The organism is Arthrobacter sp. TJ-265 (genome assembly GCF_058269135.1).
The window spans coordinates 445633-461221 of sequence record NZ_JBZCND010000003.1; the positions used below are offsets into that span (position 1 = coordinate 445633).

Annotated in this window: 7 protein-coding genes; 6 read left to right on the plus strand and 1 reads right to left on the minus strand. The window is 68.7% G+C overall.

The features are described from left to right. Nucleotides 1–8: 8 nt before the first annotated feature. The 3 genes from cysS (at nucleotide 9) to glgX (ending at nucleotide 4684) form a co-directional block, all read left to right on the plus strand. Nucleotides 9–1469, plus strand: a complete 1461-nt coding sequence (gene cysS / locus AC4D2E_RS13730; protein WP_490952957.1) for a cysteine--tRNA ligase — start codon at nucleotides 9–11, stop codon at nucleotides 1467–1469. 122 nt (nucleotides 1470–1591) lie between these two features. Then, nucleotides 1592–2575 (plus strand): 23S rRNA (guanosine(2251)-2'-O)-methyltransferase RlmB, encoded by a 984-nt coding sequence (gene rlmB, locus AC4D2E_RS13735; RefSeq protein WP_104166864.1) that lies wholly within the window; start codon nucleotides 1592–1594, stop codon nucleotides 2573–2575. A 6-nt stretch (nucleotides 2576–2581) separates the two neighbouring features. After that, on the plus strand, nucleotides 2582–4684 hold the full coding sequence (gene glgX, locus AC4D2E_RS13740; protein WP_490952958.1) for a glycogen debranching protein GlgX: 2103 nt from the start codon (nucleotides 2582–2584) through the stop codon (nucleotides 4682–4684). 151 nt (nucleotides 4685–4835) lie between these two features. Here the strand turns inward: glgX and glgP are convergent, their stop codons facing one another. After that, a complete protein-coding gene (glgP, locus tag AC4D2E_RS13745) occupies nucleotides 4836–7448 on the minus strand; it encodes an alpha-glucan family phosphorylase (RefSeq protein WP_104166860.1) in 2613 nt (870 codons plus the stop codon). Between the two features lie 134 nt (nucleotides 7449–7582). Between glgP and AC4D2E_RS13750 the strand changes: the two genes are divergently transcribed. From AC4D2E_RS13750 to glgB, 3 genes are read left to right on the plus strand one after another with little or no spacing between them, the layout of a single operon-like run. After that, nucleotides 7583–9622 (plus strand): alpha-1,4-glucan--maltose-1-phosphate maltosyltransferase, encoded by a 2040-nt coding sequence (locus tag AC4D2E_RS13750; RefSeq protein WP_490952959.1) that lies wholly within the window; start codon nucleotides 7583–7585, stop codon nucleotides 9620–9622. Then, nucleotides 9622–11388 carry a maltose alpha-D-glucosyltransferase gene (gene treS / locus AC4D2E_RS13755; protein WP_104166856.1) on the plus strand — a complete coding sequence of 589 codons (1767 nt, stop codon included), beginning with the start codon at nucleotides 9622–9624 and terminating at the stop codon, nucleotides 11386–11388. The genes AC4D2E_RS13750 and treS overlap by 1 nt, the downstream gene beginning before the upstream one ends. Further along, entirely contained in the window at nucleotides 11388–15188 is a 3801-nt protein-coding gene (gene glgB / locus AC4D2E_RS13760; protein WP_490952960.1) for a 1,4-alpha-glucan branching protein GlgB, read from the plus strand. Before treS ends, glgB begins: the two co-directional genes overlap by 1 nt. Nucleotides 15189–15589: the final 401 nt, after the last annotated feature.

A 15589-nucleotide genomic window follows, 5' to 3' on the forward strand; every position in this document is an offset into this window, starting at 1 on the left:
CTGGACCGGTGAGCCTGCGATTCTATGACACCGCCCGCGCCGAGGTGCGCCCCTTCGAACCCGTCGAACCGGGCAGGGCGAGTCTCTACTACTGCGGTGCCACCGTGCAGGGCATGCCCCACGTGGGGCACGTGCGCTCCGCCATCGCCTTCGACCAGCTCACGCGCTGGCTCGAGGCGCGGGGACTGCGCGTCACCGTGGTCCGGAACGTCACGGACATCGACGACAAGATCCTCGCCCGGTCCCAGGACTCCTTCCGCCCCGGGGCGACGGACGAGGACCCGTCCCTGGTGCCGGAGGAACCGTGGTGGGCGCTCGCGTTCCGCTTCGAGCAGGAGTTCCACCGGGCGTATGCGGCTCTCGGCGTCCGGCCCCCCACCTACGAGCCGCGGGCCACGGGCCACGTCCCGGAGATGCACGCCCTCATCCAGCTCCTCATCGACCGCGGCCACGCCTACCCGGCACCGGACGGCTCCGGTGACGTCTACTTCGACGTCCGCTCCTGGCCCGCCTACGGCAGCCTGACGCGGCAGGACATCGACGACATGCAGGCCGCCCCCGACGCCGATCCCCGGGGCAAGAAGGATCCGCGCGACTTCGCGCTCTGGAAGGGGTCCAAGGAATCCGACCCGCCGACGGCGTCGTGGTCGAGCCCATGGGGTGCAGGCCGGCCCGGCTGGCATCTCGAATGCTCGAGCATGGTGACCAAGTACCTCGGCACGGAGTTCGACATCCATGGCGGCGGACTCGACCTGCGCTTCCCGCACCACGAGAACGAGATGGCCCAGTCCCAGGCCGCGGGGCACGCCTTCGCCCGCTTCTGGATGCACAACGGGATGGTCACCTACGGCGGCGAGAAGATGTCGAAGTCGATCGGCAACACCGTGAGCCCGCAGGAGATGATCGATGCCGCCGGTCCCCGCGTGGTGCGCTACTACCTCGGCCAGGCACACTACCGCTCGGTGCTCGACTACCGGGAGACCTCGCTGCAGGAGGCGGCAGCCGCCGTGGCCCGCATCGACGGCTTCATCTCGAAGGCGTCCGCGCGCGTCGGCGCCCCGGACCGTGACGCACTCTCCTCGGCCGACCTCCCCGCGGCCTTCGCGGACGCGATGGACGACGACCTCAACGTCCCCCAGGCCCTCGCCGTGCTCCACACCACGGTGCGCTCCGGCAACACCAGCCTCGCCGAGGGTGACGACGACGCCGTGCGCGCCGCCCTCGCCGCCGTCGTCGCCATGACCCGTGTGCTCGGGCTCGACGACGCCGGAGCCCCCGTCACGGCGGGGGACACGGCGGCAGCCGCGGCTCTCGACGCTCTCGTCGTCGACCGCATCGACGAACGCAGCGCCGCCCGCAGTGCCCGGGACTGGGCGAGGGCGGACGGCATCCGCGACACCCTGGCAGCTGCTGGGATCACGCTCGAGGACTCCGCCGACGGCGCCACCTGGTCGCTGTCGGGGGACTGACCGGGGGCTCCCCGACAGCGCCGGTCGACGCCCGGATGGCGCCGGGACGAGGCGTGCTGAGGCAGTCGACGCGCTCCGCGTAAACTGGAGTCGATTCTTCTTCTATATAAAGGTGTTCTTCCATGGCCAGTCACGGACGTCCAGGCGCGGTTCGCAAAACGAAAAAGGGCCCCACCATCGGCACCGGCGGCCACGGACGCAAGTCGCTCGAGGGCAAGGGCCCCACTCCCAAGGCGGAGGACCGCCCGTACCACAAGTCGTTCAAGAACAAGGAGCTGGCCGAACGTTCGGCGGCGAAGCGGGCCGGCGGCAAGAGTGCCGGCACCGGCCGCACGAAGGGCAAGGCCGCCGAAGAGGTCGTCACCGGCCGCAACTCCGTCGTCGAGGCGCTTCGCGCGGGCATCCCGGCCAAGGCCCTGCACGTCGCCATCCGTGTCGAGATGGACGACCGCGTCCGCGAGTCCCTGAAGATGGCGGCCGAGCGCGGCATCCCCGTCATGGAGACCGGCAAGCCCGAGCTGGACCGCATGACCGACGGCGCCGTGCACCAGGGCCTCATGCTGCAGATCCCGCCCTACGAGTATGCGGACGCGCTCGACCTCGTCGACGAGACCATCGAGCGTTTCCGGCGCGGGCACATCGGCAACGCGCCGCTCTTCGTCGCCCTGGACGGCATCACGGACCCCCGCAACCTCGGCGCCATCATCCGTTCGGCGTCGGCCTTCAGCAGCCACGGCGTGATCGTTCCCGAGCGACGCGCGGTCGGCGTGACGGCGTCCGCCTGGAAGACCAGCGCCGGCGCCGCCGTACGCGTCCCCGTGGCGCGCGTCGGCAACCTGAACTCGGCGTTGAAGTCCCTCAAGTCCAAGGGCATCTTCGTCCTCGGGCTCGACGGCGACGGCGATGTCTCCCTCCCGGAGCTGTCCCTCGGCCGTGACCCCATCTGCATCGTCGTCGGTTCGGAGGGCAAGGGCCTCTCCCGCCTGGTACGTGAGAACTGCGACCAGATCGTGTCCATCCCGATCGACTCCGCCATGGAATCGCTCAATGCCTCGATGGCGGTGGGGATCACGCTGTACGAGGTCTCCCGCCAGCGCTCCGCCTGACCGTCGATGGTGAATCCCGCGCCGTCGCCCCATCCGTCGCGCGAGTTCCCGCTCGGACTCCAGGCCATCGCCGGAGCCTGGGGTCGGGACGCGCATGCCAACGCCGCGGTATGGGCGCCGGCCATCCCGTCCATCGACGTGCACTGGCGCCGCGCTGACGGGTCCTGGACGTCGGAGACGCTGGTCGGGCTCGACGGCGGCGTCCACCACGGCGTCGTGGGCCCGGTGTCCCCGGGCTCGCTCTACGCCTTCTGGCCCACGGGCAAGGAGCTGCCGGGTGCGGTCGGCGAGGCGCAGCTGCTCCTCGATCCCTACTCCCGTGCGATCGAGGTCGTCGACACACCGCCCGGGGTGGACGAGCCGACGTCGCGCTCCTACTACTCCGTGTTCCTCGAGCACGCCTTCGACTGGGGAACGAGCGAACGGCCCCAGACCCCGTGGCGGGACACCGTCATCTACGAAGCCCACGTCAAAGGGCTCACGAAGCTCCACCCGGACATCCCCGAGGAGCTGCGGGGCACGTACGCGGGGCTGGGGCATCCGGCCATGGTCGGGTATCTCCGCGACCTCGGGGTGACCGCCGTCGAGCTCCTGCCCATCCACTTCCACCTCGACGAGCCGCACCTCGAGCCGCTGGGCCTCAGCAACTACTGGGGGTACAACACCCTCGGGTTCTTCTCGGCGCACACCGACTACGCGACGGCGGCCGCACGGGCCGCGGGCCCCGCCGCGGTGCTCGACGAGTTCAAGGGCATGGTCCGCGCGCTCCACGAGGCCGGACTCGAGGTGATCCTCGACGTCGTGTACAACCACACGGCGGAGGGTGAGCAGCATCGGCCGGCCCTCTGCTGGCGCGGACTCGGCGATCTCGACTACTACCGGCACGACCACGCCGGCCACTACGTGGACACGACCGGCTGCGGCAACAGCCTGGACTTCTCCCAGCCCCGCGTCGTCGAGTTCGCGCTGGACTCGCTGCGTTACTGGGTGGAGGAATGCCGGATCGACGGATTCCGGTTCGACCTCGCCGTCACGCTGTCCCGCGACGAGCACAACGCCTTCACCCCGAGGCACCCCTTCCTGGTCGCGGCGGGCGCCTCCAAGGCGCTCCGCGGCACGAAGCTCATCTCCGAGCCGTGGGACATCGGCCCTCACGGCTGGCAGACCGGGCGGTTCCCCGTCGGCTGGGCAGACTGGAACGACGGCTTCCGCGACACCGTGCGTGACTTCTGGCTGCGCGATATCGCCTCCCTGACCCATGGCGGCACGGGGTCCTCGCCCGCCCGCCTGGCGGGCTGTCTCGCCGGTTCGGCGGACACCTTCGCACACTCCGGCCGCAGCGCCCTCGCCTCCGTCAACCTCGTCACCGCCCACGACGGATTCACGCTCGCGGACCTGACGGCGTACGAGCGCAAGCACAACGAGGCCAACGGTGAGGGCAACCGCGACGGCCACAACGACAACCGCAGCTACAACCATGGTGCCGAGGGCCGCACGGAGGACGAGGCGATCCTCGCGGCCCGCGAGCGGACGGCGCGCAACATCATGGCCTCGCTGCTCATCTCGCTGGGGGTCCCGATGCTCACGGCCGGCGACGAGTTCGGACGCACCCAGGCCGGGAACAACAACGCCTACTGCCAGGACAACGAGCTCGCCTGGATGCACTGGCCCGACGACGCCGCATCACGGCGCCTGCTCGATTCGACCCGCACGCTGCTGGCCGTCCGACGGGCCTTCCTGGCCCAGCAGCCGCCGTCCTTCCCGTCCCGGGGCGACCAGTCGACCCTGCTGTGGTTCAACGCCGCCGGGCTCCCGATGACCGCGCACGAGTGGGAGGACCCGAGGACCAGGACCGTGCAGCTGATCCTCGGATCGGCCGGCGGGACGGTGGACGGGCTCGTCGTGATCAACGGCTCGCTCGAGGACACACGCATCCACCTGCCCTCGGCCTGGATCCTGCAGGGACAGGGCATAGAACAGGAACAGCCGCGCTGGTTCAGTCCGATCTTCGACTCCGCCTCCCGCGAACCGATGCCCGCCCGCGTGCGGTTGCGGTCCGGCGACGCCGACACCGTCGCCGCCGACTCGGTGCGCATCTACCGCTGCTGACGCGCCCCCATCCCTGAGCAGTGCCCGTCCGGCGCGGACCGGAAAGGGTGGGCGCGGACCGGCGGCCGGCCCGAGCGAGGTCCGTTCACGACGAAGCCCGGGACCATCCGGTCCCGGGCTTCGTCCTGCACCGCCGGCAGGCGGTCGACGGTCAGGCGTTGACGACGAGTCCCAGTTCCGCCTTCGTGGCGAGGGTCGCGTGCTTCGGCAGCACGCGGACGGTGTATCCGAAGGAGCCGGAGTGGTCGATCCGGATGCCGCCCCTGAACAGGTAGCGCCCGCTGCCGAGGTTCTCGGCGACCTCGAGGTCCTTGACCGTGACGTCGCTCAGCTCGTCGGTCTCGAGGGCACGGCCGTAGGCCACCTCGACGGCGACGTCGTCCGGGTCGAGCCCGCCCAGGGACACGTAGGCGTCGACCGTCAGCGAGTCACCGATCTGCGGGTACTCCGTGACGCCGGTGGAATCGACGTGTTCCACCTGGACGGCCGGCCAACTGCCCTGGACACGGGAACGCCACGCGGCGGTCCGCTTCGCGAGCGAGTAGTTGTCGGCCGCTGCGGCGTGGCCGGCACGCCAGGCCGGGCGGTAGAGCTTCTCCACGTAGTCCTGCAGCATGCGCTCGGCCGACACCGCGGGGCCGAGGGTCGCCATGGTGTGCTTGATCATCGCGATCCACTGGTGCGGCACGCCGTCGCGCGAGGGCTCCGACGGGCCGGCGGCCCCGGCTCCCTCGGCAGGGACCTGCGAGTAGAAGCGCGGAGCGACCTGTGTCTCCAGGAGGTCGTAGAGTGCGCTCGCCTCGATGTCGTCGCGGGCATCGGCGGAGGCCCCGTTGTTGGCCGTCGGGATCGCCCAGCCGTTGTCGCCGTCGTACATCTCGTCCCACCAGCCGTCCAGCACGGACAGGTTGAGGCCGCCGTTGATGGCGGCCTTCATGCCCGAGGTGCCGCAGGCCTCCAGGGGTCGGAGCGGGTTGTTCAGCCAGACGTCGCAACCGGGGAACAGGGTGCGTGCCATCGCGATGTCGTAGTTGGGCAGGAACACGATCCGGTGGCGGACCTCGGGGTCGTCGGTGAAACGGACCAGGTCCTGGATCATCCGCTTGCCCTGTTCGTCCGCGGGGTGGGACTTGCCGGCGATCACGAGCTGGATGGGGTGCTCCGGGTGCAGGAGCAGGGCCTTCAGGCGGGCCGGGTCACGCAGCATGAGCGTGAGGCGCTTGTAGGTCGGCACACGGCGCGCGAACCCGATCGTGAGGACGTCCGGGTCCAGCACCGAATCGGTCCACTTCAAGGCGGCGTCGGCCGCGCCACGCTTCTTCCACGAGGAGCGCAGGCGCTGGCGCACGTCGTCGACGAGGTTGGAGCGGAGGCTGCGGCGCAGCGCCCAGATGTCGGTGTCCGGGACGTCGTACACCTTGTTCCACTGCGGGTCGAGGACGGACTCGGCGCCGAAGTTGGCACGGGCGAAGTCCGCGATCTCGGGATCCACCCAGCTCGGCACATGCACGCCGTTGGTCACCGACGTGATCGGCACCTCCTGGGTGTCGAACCCCGGCCAGAGCCCCGAGAACATCCCCCGGGACACCTCACCGTGCAGCTTCGCCACACCATTGGCGCGCTGGGCCAGGCGGAGGCCCATGACGGCCATGTTGAACTTCGAGCGGTCGCCGTCCTCGTAGTTCTCCGCTCCGAGGGCCAGGACGCGGTCCGTCGGGACGGCGGGCGCGAGGCCAGCGTGGAAGAAGTGCTCGATCTGCGCGCGGTCGAACCTGTCGATACCGGCCGGCACCGGGGTGTGGGTGGTGAAGACGGTCGAGGCCCGGCCGGCCGTGAGCGCTTCCTCCCAGCTCATGGGCGTCTCGTTGGACGGATCCATGAGTTCGCGGATGCGCTCGATGCCGAGGAAGCCGGCGTGGCCCTCGTTGGTGTGGAACACCTCGGGCGCGGGTGTGCCGGTGAGCCGCTCGAAGATGCGCAGCGCCTTCACACCGCCCATGCCGAGGAGCAGTTCCTGCTGCAGCCGCTGGTCGCCGCCACCGCCGTAGAGGCGATCGGTGACGTTGCGCGCCGCCTCGTCGTTGCCCGGGACGTTGGAGTCGAGGAGCAGGAGCGGGACGCGGCCGACGTCGGCACGCCAGATGTGCGCGGAGAGCTGGCGGCCGTTGGGCAGCGGCAGCACCACCTTCGCGGCCGAGCCGTCCTGCTCGCGGAGCAGGGTCAGGGGGAGGCCGTCCGGGTCGAGGACGGGGTAGGTCTCCTGCTGCCAGGCATCCTGCGAGAGGGACTGCTTGAAGTAGCCGGACTGGTAGAGCAGGCCGACGCCGATCAGGGGGATGCCGAGGTCGGAGGCCGACTTCAGGTGGTCGCCTGCCAGGATCCCGAGGCCGCCGGAGTACTGGGGGAGGACCGCGGCGATGCCGTACTCGGGGGAGAAGTACGCGATGCTGCGCGGAGCGTCGTCGCCGAGCCCCTGGTACCAGCGCGGTTTCGTCAGGTAGTCGTCGAGATCGGCACCCACCTCCTGGATGCGCTGGACCAGCGTCTCGTCGTCGGCGAGCTGCTCGAGCTTCTCGCGTGTCACGGAGCCCAGGAAGGACACCGGATCGTGGCCGCTCTGCTCCCAGGCCGCGCGGTCTATCTCCTCGAACAAGCGCGAGGTCGGCAGGTGCCACGACCAGCGCAGATTGCCCGCGAGTTTGCCGAGCGGTGCGATCTTCTCGGGGAGGACGGTTCGGACGGTAAATCTGCGGATTGCCTTCACCCCGATTACGCTAGCGCACTTGCCGAGCAGTAGCGCGGAAGCGTTGCGTAAACGCTTGCTCGATGTGTTATCGGCGCCGATGTTACGCAAAGCTCCCTTAGCAATTCAGGCCATTACTCGCTAACGTCGTACGGGTGACCACCACAACCGACCAGAACCGAAATGCCCCTTATCCCGAAGGACTGCGGTTCGGCCGCATCCCCATCACCGCGGTCAGTCCCGTCGTCGAGGACGGACGCTTCCCTGCCAAGGCGCTTCCCGGCTCGGACATCGCCGTGGGCGCGACCGTCTTCAGGGAAGGACACGACCAGCTGGGTGTGTCGGCAGTCCTGTACGACCCCAGGGGCAAGGAGGTGCAGCGCATCCGGATGACACCGGTCGGCTCGGGGCTGGACCGCTGGGCGGGCATCCTGACCCCGCGCACGAAGGGCCTTCACACCTTCACCATCGAAGGCTGGTCCGACCTCTTCGGGACATGGGAGCACGACGCGACCATCAAGATCGCGGCCGGCGTCGACGTCGAGCTGATGCTGATGGAGGGCGCAGCGCTCTTCACCCGCGCGGCAGGGGAGCGCAGCGCACGCGATGCGGCTCTCTTCCGCCGCACCGCCGCGACCCTCTCCGACACCTCCCTGGCCGTCGACGAGCGTCTCGCCGCCGGCCTGACGCCCCAGATCCACGAAGCGATCGCCCGCCGGCCCCTCCGCTCGCTGGTCACCGCTTCGCGGGCGTACCCGATCGACGTCGAGCGGGAGCTTGCCGGCCGCGCCGCCTGGTACGAGTTCTTCCCGCGGTCGGAAGGCGCCACCTACGATCCGGAGACGGCGCAGTGGACCTCCGGCACGTTCCGTGAGGCCGCCAAGCGCCTCGACGCCGTGGCCGCCATGAACTTCGACGTCGTCTACCTGCCGCCGATCCACCCGATCGGACACACGCACCGCAAGGGCCCTAACAACACCCTCACGGCCGGCCCCGGCGACCCGGGCTCGCCCTGGGCGATCGGATCCGCGGACGGTGGCCACGACGCCATCCACCCCGACCTCGGCACCTTCGAGGACTTCGATGCCTTCGTCGCACGCGCCGGCGAGCTCGGTCTCGAGGTGGCCCTGGACCTCGCGCTGCAGGCCGCACCCGACCACCCATGGGTCAAGACTCATCCCGAGTGGTTCACCACCCGCATCGACGGCACCATCGCGTACGCGGAGAACCCGCCGAAGAAGTACCAGGACATCTACCCCATCAACTTCGACAACGACCCCCAGGGCCTGTCGAAGGAGATCCTGCGGATCGTCCTCATGTGGGTCCAGCACGGCGTGAAGATCTTCCGGGTGGACAACCCGCACACCAAGCCCGTGCAGTTCTGGGAGTGGCTCATCGCCAAGGTGAACAAGAAGCACCCCGACGTCATCTTCCTCGCCGAGGCCTTCACGCGCCCGCCCATGATGCACGCCCTGGGCCGCGCCGGGTTCCAGCAGTCCTACTCCTACTTCACGTGGCGCAACACCAAGACGGAGCTCGAGGAGTACTTCACCGAGATCAGCCAGGTCTCCCCGGCGTACTTCCGGCCCAACTTCTTCGTCAACACCCCGGACATCCTCACCGAGTACCTCCAGTACGGGGGACCGGCCGCCTTCAAGATCCGGGCCGTGCTCGCCTCCATGGCGAGCCCCCTCTGGGGTGTCTACTCCGGCTACGAGCTGTTCGAGCACGTGACCCGGCCGGGTGCCGAGGAGTACATCGACAACGAGAAGTTCCAGTACCGTCCGCGGGACTACGCCGCCGCGGAGGCCGAAGGCCGCTCGCTGGCCCCGTTCATCACGCGGCTCAACGCCATCCGGCGCGCGCACCCCGCGCTCGGTGATCTCGAGAACCTGTCGATCCACAGCAGCACCGACCCGGCCACGCTGGTCTTCGTCAAGCACAAGCAGACGGCGGAGGGCAAGGACACCATCATCGTCGTCGTCAACGTCGATCCCCACAGCACCCGGGAGAGCACGGTGTCGCTCGACCTGGCGAAGCTGGGCCTCGATGCTGCGGATCTCGACGAGAGCGGTACGTTCCTCGTGGACGATCTCATCACGGGACAGACGTTCGCCTGGGGCGAGCACAACTACGTCCGGCTGGACGCCCACGTGGAACCGGCCCACATTCTCTCGATCAGGAGGCAGCACTAGTGCCCAACCCCTTCCAGCTCAATGCACCTGGACTGGCCCATGACCCCCTCTGGTACCGCAAGGCGGTCTTCTACGAGGCTCTGGTGCGCGGCTTCGCCGATGCGAACGGGGATGGCTCCGGCGACCTGTCCGGCCTGATCGAGAAACTGGACTACCTCCAGTGGCTCGGTGTCGACTGCCTCTGGCTGCCCCCCTTCTTCAAGTCCCCGCTGCGGGACGGCGGGTACGACATCTCGGACTACTACGACGTCCTCGACGAATTCGGTTCCCTCAGCGACTTCAAGCGGCTCGTCGCCGAGGCACACGCCCGCGGCGTCCGGGTCATCATCGACCTGCCCGTGAACCACACCTCGGACCAGCATCACTGGTTCCAGGAATCGCGCCGCGACCCCGAGGGACCCTACGGGGACTTCTACGTCTGGAGTGACACCGACGAGAAGTACGAGGACGCGCGCATCATCTTCGTCGACACCGAGGAGTCCAACTGGACGTTCGACCCGGTGCGTCGGCAGTTCTTCTGGCACCGTTTCTTCAGCCACCAGCCGGACCTCAACTTCGAGAACCCCAAGGTGCAGGAAGCCATCTTCGACGTCGTGAGGTTCTGGCTCGACCAGGGCATCGACGGTTTCCGCGCGGACGCCATCCCCTACCTGTTCGAGGAGGAGGGCACCAACTGCGAGAACCTGCCGAAGACGCACGAGTTCCTCAAGCGTCTGCGAGCGATGGTCGACGAGACCTACCCGGGCCGCGTCATCATCGCCGAGGCCAACCAGATGCCGGACGAGGTCGTCGAGTACTTCGGGGACGCGGACGGTCCCGAGTGCCACATGGCGTTCCACTTCCCGATCATGCCGAGGCTCTTCTACGCGCTGCGCGACCAGAAGGCGGCGCCCATCATCGAGACGATGAAGGAGACGCCCGACATCCCGGCCGGGGCGCAGTGGGGCACCTTCCTCCGCAACCATGACGAGCTCACGCTCGAGATGGTCACCAGCGAGGAACGCGAGGCCATGCTGGGCTGGTACGCGCCGGACCCCCGCATGCGGGCGAACGTCGGTATCCGCCGTCGCCTGTCCCCGCTCCTGGACAATTCACGGGCCGAGGTGGAGCTCATCCACGCCCTCCTGCTGTCCCTGCCCGGCAGCCCGTTCCTCTACTACGGGGACGAGATCGGCATGGGCGACAACATCTGGCTGGAGGACCGCGACGCGTCACGCACACCGATGCAGTGGAACCCGGACCGCAACGCGGGCTTCTCCCCGGTGGATCCCGGCAAGCTGTACCTGCCGGTCGTCCAGTCGCTCGTCTACCACTACAACCACGTGAACGTCGAAGCGCAGATGGCCAGCTCGAGCTCACTGCTCCACTGGGTGCGCCAGATGCTGGCGGTGCGCAAGACCCACCCCGCGTTCGGGCTGGGCTCCTACCGCCATGTAGCCGTCGAGTCCGAGCATGTGCTCGCCTTCCTCCGGGAGATCGACGAGGGCAACACCGAGGGCGAGCAGGCGGAATCGGTCCTGTGCGTCTTCAACCTCTCGCAGCACCCGGTCGCGGCGAGGATGCGGCTTCCCGAGTTCGCGGGCCGCGGACTGCGGGACCTCTTCGGTGGTTCGGTGTTCCCGGCGTTCGCGGAGGACGGAGAGGTCACCCTGACGCTCGGCAGCCACGACTTCTTCTGGCTCCGCGTCCGCTCCGCCAGTTCCAACACGTCCTCCCCGCACACCCAGGCACTCCCGGTCATCCCCGTCCCGGAGGCGACCCGATAATGGCGGCGCACACACCGTTCATCCCGGAGATCCTCACGGCGTGGCTTCCCACCCAGCGATGGTTCCCGGCACGGGGCCAGTCGGTGGACCTGACGGTCGTCGGCGGCACGGTGCTCGAGGACCCGACGGGCACAGCCCGCTTCGAGCTCCATTTCCTCGCCGTCGATTCCGGACGGCGCACCGACGTCGTCAGCGTGCCGATCAGCTACCGGAGCGAACCGCTCGACGACGGCGCGTCCGGCCTGATCGGACAGGTGGAACACCCCGACCTGGGTCCGCGGTGGGCCTATGACGCGACACACGACGCCGACTTCGTGCGCCTCTGGGTGGACTTCATGCTCAGCGCCGGCAGCACCTCGGACGGCCGCCTGAACGGCGTCGCCATCAAGGCGCCGGCCCACCAGGAGCCCGGCACCGTCCAGCCCGTCAAGATCCTGCAGGGCGAGCAGTCGAACACCTCGGTGATCTACGGCTCCGGGCCCGGCTCCATGATCGTGAAGTTCTTCCGGGTACTCGCTGCGGGCGAGAGCCCCGACGTGGAGCTCAGCGCCCAGCTCACCGCGGGCGGCTCCACCGACACGCCGGACACCTTCAGCTGGGTGACGGGCACCTGGCAGCACGCCGGCGCCGAACCCGGCTCCCACGTCACGGGGCACGTGAGCGTGCTGCGCGACTTCGTGGAGGGCAGCACCGACGCCTGGCGCACGGCGTCCCTCGCCGCATCCACCGCCGCAGACTTCACCGCGGAGGCCCGCGGGCTCGGTCAGGCCGTCGCGAGGATCCACCGGCAGCTCGACGTCGCCCTCGGGCACCGCATGGCGACCGACGCCGAGAAGAAGGACTTCAGGGAGGCCCTCGCGGCGCGCATCCGCTGGGCCTGGGAGGAGGCCGGCGACGCCGTCGGACCGCTCGGCGCAGAGGTGGAGCGCATCATCCGCGCCGTGGAGACGCTCGAGGACATCCCGCCCCTGCAGCGGATCCACGCGGACCTGCACCTCGGTCAGGTCCTGCAGGCGCCGGACGGCACCTGGCTCGTCATCGACTTCGAGGGCGAGCCCCTCCGGCCCACGGCCGAGCGGAGCGTCCCGGACGTGCCGCTGCGTGACGTCGTCGGCATGGTCCGCTCGCTCGAATACGCTGCCGCGTCCCGGGGAGCCGCGCCGGTCGGCTCGCCCGCGGCGGCCGAGACGGAGCGGTGGTCCGTCGCCGCCCGCGAGGCGTTCCTCGCCGGGTACGCGGAGGAAGCCGGGACGCCCGTCGACACCGACGGTCCGCTCTTCCGCGCCCTCTGGCTCGACAAGGCCCTGTACGAAGTCGTCTACGAGATCCGCAACAGACCGGACTGGGTCGAGATGCCCGTCCGGGATGTCCGACGCGCGCTGGGTGCACATCCCGGTGCGGACGCCACGAAAGCAGCTGACATGAATCCCCCCAAGAAAGCCGGTCCCGCCAAGGGTGCAGGCAAGGAAACCCTCGCGGGCAAGGCAGCAAAGGCCGTCACCGAGACCGCGAAGGCGGTAGCCGACAAGGCGAAGAGCGCCACCGCGGACATCGCCGACAAGGCGAAGGACGTGGCCCCGGAGGCGAAGGGTCCATCCCCGGCCCCGGCAGCCGACCTCACGCCCGCCGCGGTCGAGCCGTCCGTGCTGCAGCAGGTCTCCGAGGGCTCCTACCACCAGCCCCACGCCGTGCTCGGTGCGCACCTGAGCAGCGACGACGTCGTCACCGTCCGGACGCTGCGACGCCTCGCCCGGTCCGTCGTCGTCGTCACCGGAACTGGCCGCACGGAACTGACCCACGAGCACAACGGGATCTGGGTCGGCGCGCTGCCGGCCGAGAACCCCGGGCACGTCCCCGACTACCGGCTCGAGGTGACCTACGACGGCGACCCCGTCACCGTCGACGACCCCTACCGGTTCCTGCCGACCCTCGGCGAGATCGACATGCACCTCATCGGTGAGGGCCGGCACGAGACCCTGTGGACCGCGCTCGGCGCGCATGTCCGGCGGTACTCGTCCGTCCTCGGAGACATCCAGGGCGTCTCGTTCGCGGTCTGGGCTCCGAACGCCCGCGCAGTCCGTGTCATGGGCGATTTCAACGGCTGGGACGGCAGCGTCAACGCGATGCGCGTGCTGGGCAGCACGGGGATCTGGGAGATCTTCATCCCCGGGGCCGGTGCCGGCACGTGCTACAAGTTCGAGATCCTCGGCAACGACGGGCAGTGGCGCCAGAAGGCCGACCCGATGGCCCGGGGCACCGAGATCCCGCCGCTCACCGGCTCGAAGGTCGTCGAGTCGACCTACGTCTTCGGTGACGACGAATGGATGCAGGCGCGCGCGGCCACCGATCCGCACAACGGGCCCATGAGCGTGTACGAGGTGCACCTGGGGTCCTGGCGCCAGGGGCTCAGCTACCAGGAACTGGCGGAGCAGCTCGTGGAGTACGTCTCCTGGCAGGGCTTCACCCACGTGGAACTCATGCCCGTCGCCGAGCACCCGTTCGGCGGATCGTGGGGCTACCAGGTCACCTCCTACTTCGCGCCCACGTCCCGTTTCGGCTCGCCCGACGACTTCAAGTACCTCGTCGACAAGCTGCACCAGGCCGGTATCGGCGTGATCATGGACTGGGTCCCCGCGCACTTCCCCAAGGACGAGTGGGCGCTGGCCAACTTCGACGGCGGAACCCTGTACGAGCACGGCGACCCGTTCCTCGGGGAGCACCGTGACTGGGGGACGCTCATCTTCGACTTCGGTCGTCGTGAGGTCCGCAACTTCCTCGTCGCGAACGCCCTGTACTGGCTCGAGGAATTCCACATCGACGGCCTCCGGGTCGACGCCGTGGCATCGATGCTGTACCTCAACTACTCCCGCGAGGAAGGCCAGTGGCGTCCGAACAAGTTCGGCGGCCAGGAGAACCTGGAAGCCATCTCGTTCCTGCAGGAGGTCAATGCGACCGCCTACAAGAGGGCTCCGGGAATCGTCATGGTGGCCGAGGAGTCGACGGCGTTCGACGGCGTCACCCGGGCGACCAGCGCAGGCGGCCTCGGGTTCGGTATCAAGTGGAACATGGGCTGGATGCACGACACCCTCGAGTACATCGCCGAGGAACCGATCAACCGGATGTACCACCACGGCAAGGCGACCTTCTCCATGGTGTACGCGTACACGGAGAACTTCATGCTGCCCATCAGCCACGACGAGGTCGTGCACGGCAAGGGTTCCCTGCTGCGCAAGATGCCGGGCGACCGCTGGCAGCAGCTCGCGAACGTCCGCGCGTACCTCGCATTCCAGTGGGCGCATCCGGGCAAGCAGCTGATCTTCATGGGGACCGAGTTCGCCCAGGAGTCGGAATGGGCCGAGCACCACAGCCTCGACTGGTGGCTGACGGAGACCCCGTCCCACCAGGGAGTCCAGCAGCTCGTCCGGTCCCTCAACGCGGTGTACCGGGAGACACCGGCACTGTATGCACGCGACAACGAGCCCGCCGGCTTCCAGTGGATCGACGAGAACGACGGCGAGCACAACACGCTGTCCTTCATCCGCTGGGATCACCAGGGCAACCCGCTCGTCTGCATCGCGAACTTCGCCGGCGGCCCGCACGAAGGGTTCCGGGTGGGACTCCCCTGGGCAGGGGAGTGGACCGAGGTGCTCAACACCGACTCGGAGGAGTTCGGCGGATCGGGTGTGGGTAACGCCGGGGTCGTGACGGCCCGCGAGGGAGCGCACAACGGCCAGCCCGCCTATGGGGACGTCCGCGTTCCGCCACTCGGCGTGCTGTACCTGAAGCCCGCCACCTCCTGACACCCGCGCCACGGCAGCAGCGGACCCCGGCCCGGGGTCCGCTGCTGTTTTGCATCCGGTCCCCGCCGGTGCTATCGTTTATATCCGCGCCGACGAAGTAATCTGGTCGGCCGACAACCTCGGAACCAAGGCTCACCTCCTGTCCACGTGGACGGGAACGGGGAGCGGGGACGACGGGAATCGGCGGATTTGTGGTTGCGGGGTGGGTGCGGGTAGGCTTGAAAAGTTGCTCCGGAGCGATGACATGATGGTTTGGTCGTGTTTGGTGCCGGTTGTTCCTGTTGTTTGAGAACTCAATAGTGTGCCAAGTTTGTTGATACCGATTGTTTTTTGATTGGTTGAATTTGCTGGTTGCTGCGCACCCCGTGTGTGGTGGCTGGTTTTTTTGGCTGGTTTCGAAT

Coding starts and splice junctions, on each gene's coding strand:
- rlmB (WP_104166864.1), top strand. CDS start 1,592: ATGGCCAGTCACGGACGTCCAGGCGCGGTTCGCAAAACGAAAAAGGGC.
- glgX (WP_490952958.1), top strand. CDS start 2,582: ATGGTGAATCCCGCGCCGTCGCCCCATCCGTCGCGCGAGTTCCCGCTC.
- glgB (WP_490952960.1), top strand. CDS start 11,388: ATGGCGGCGCACACACCGTTCATCCCGGAGATCCTCACGGCGTGGCTT.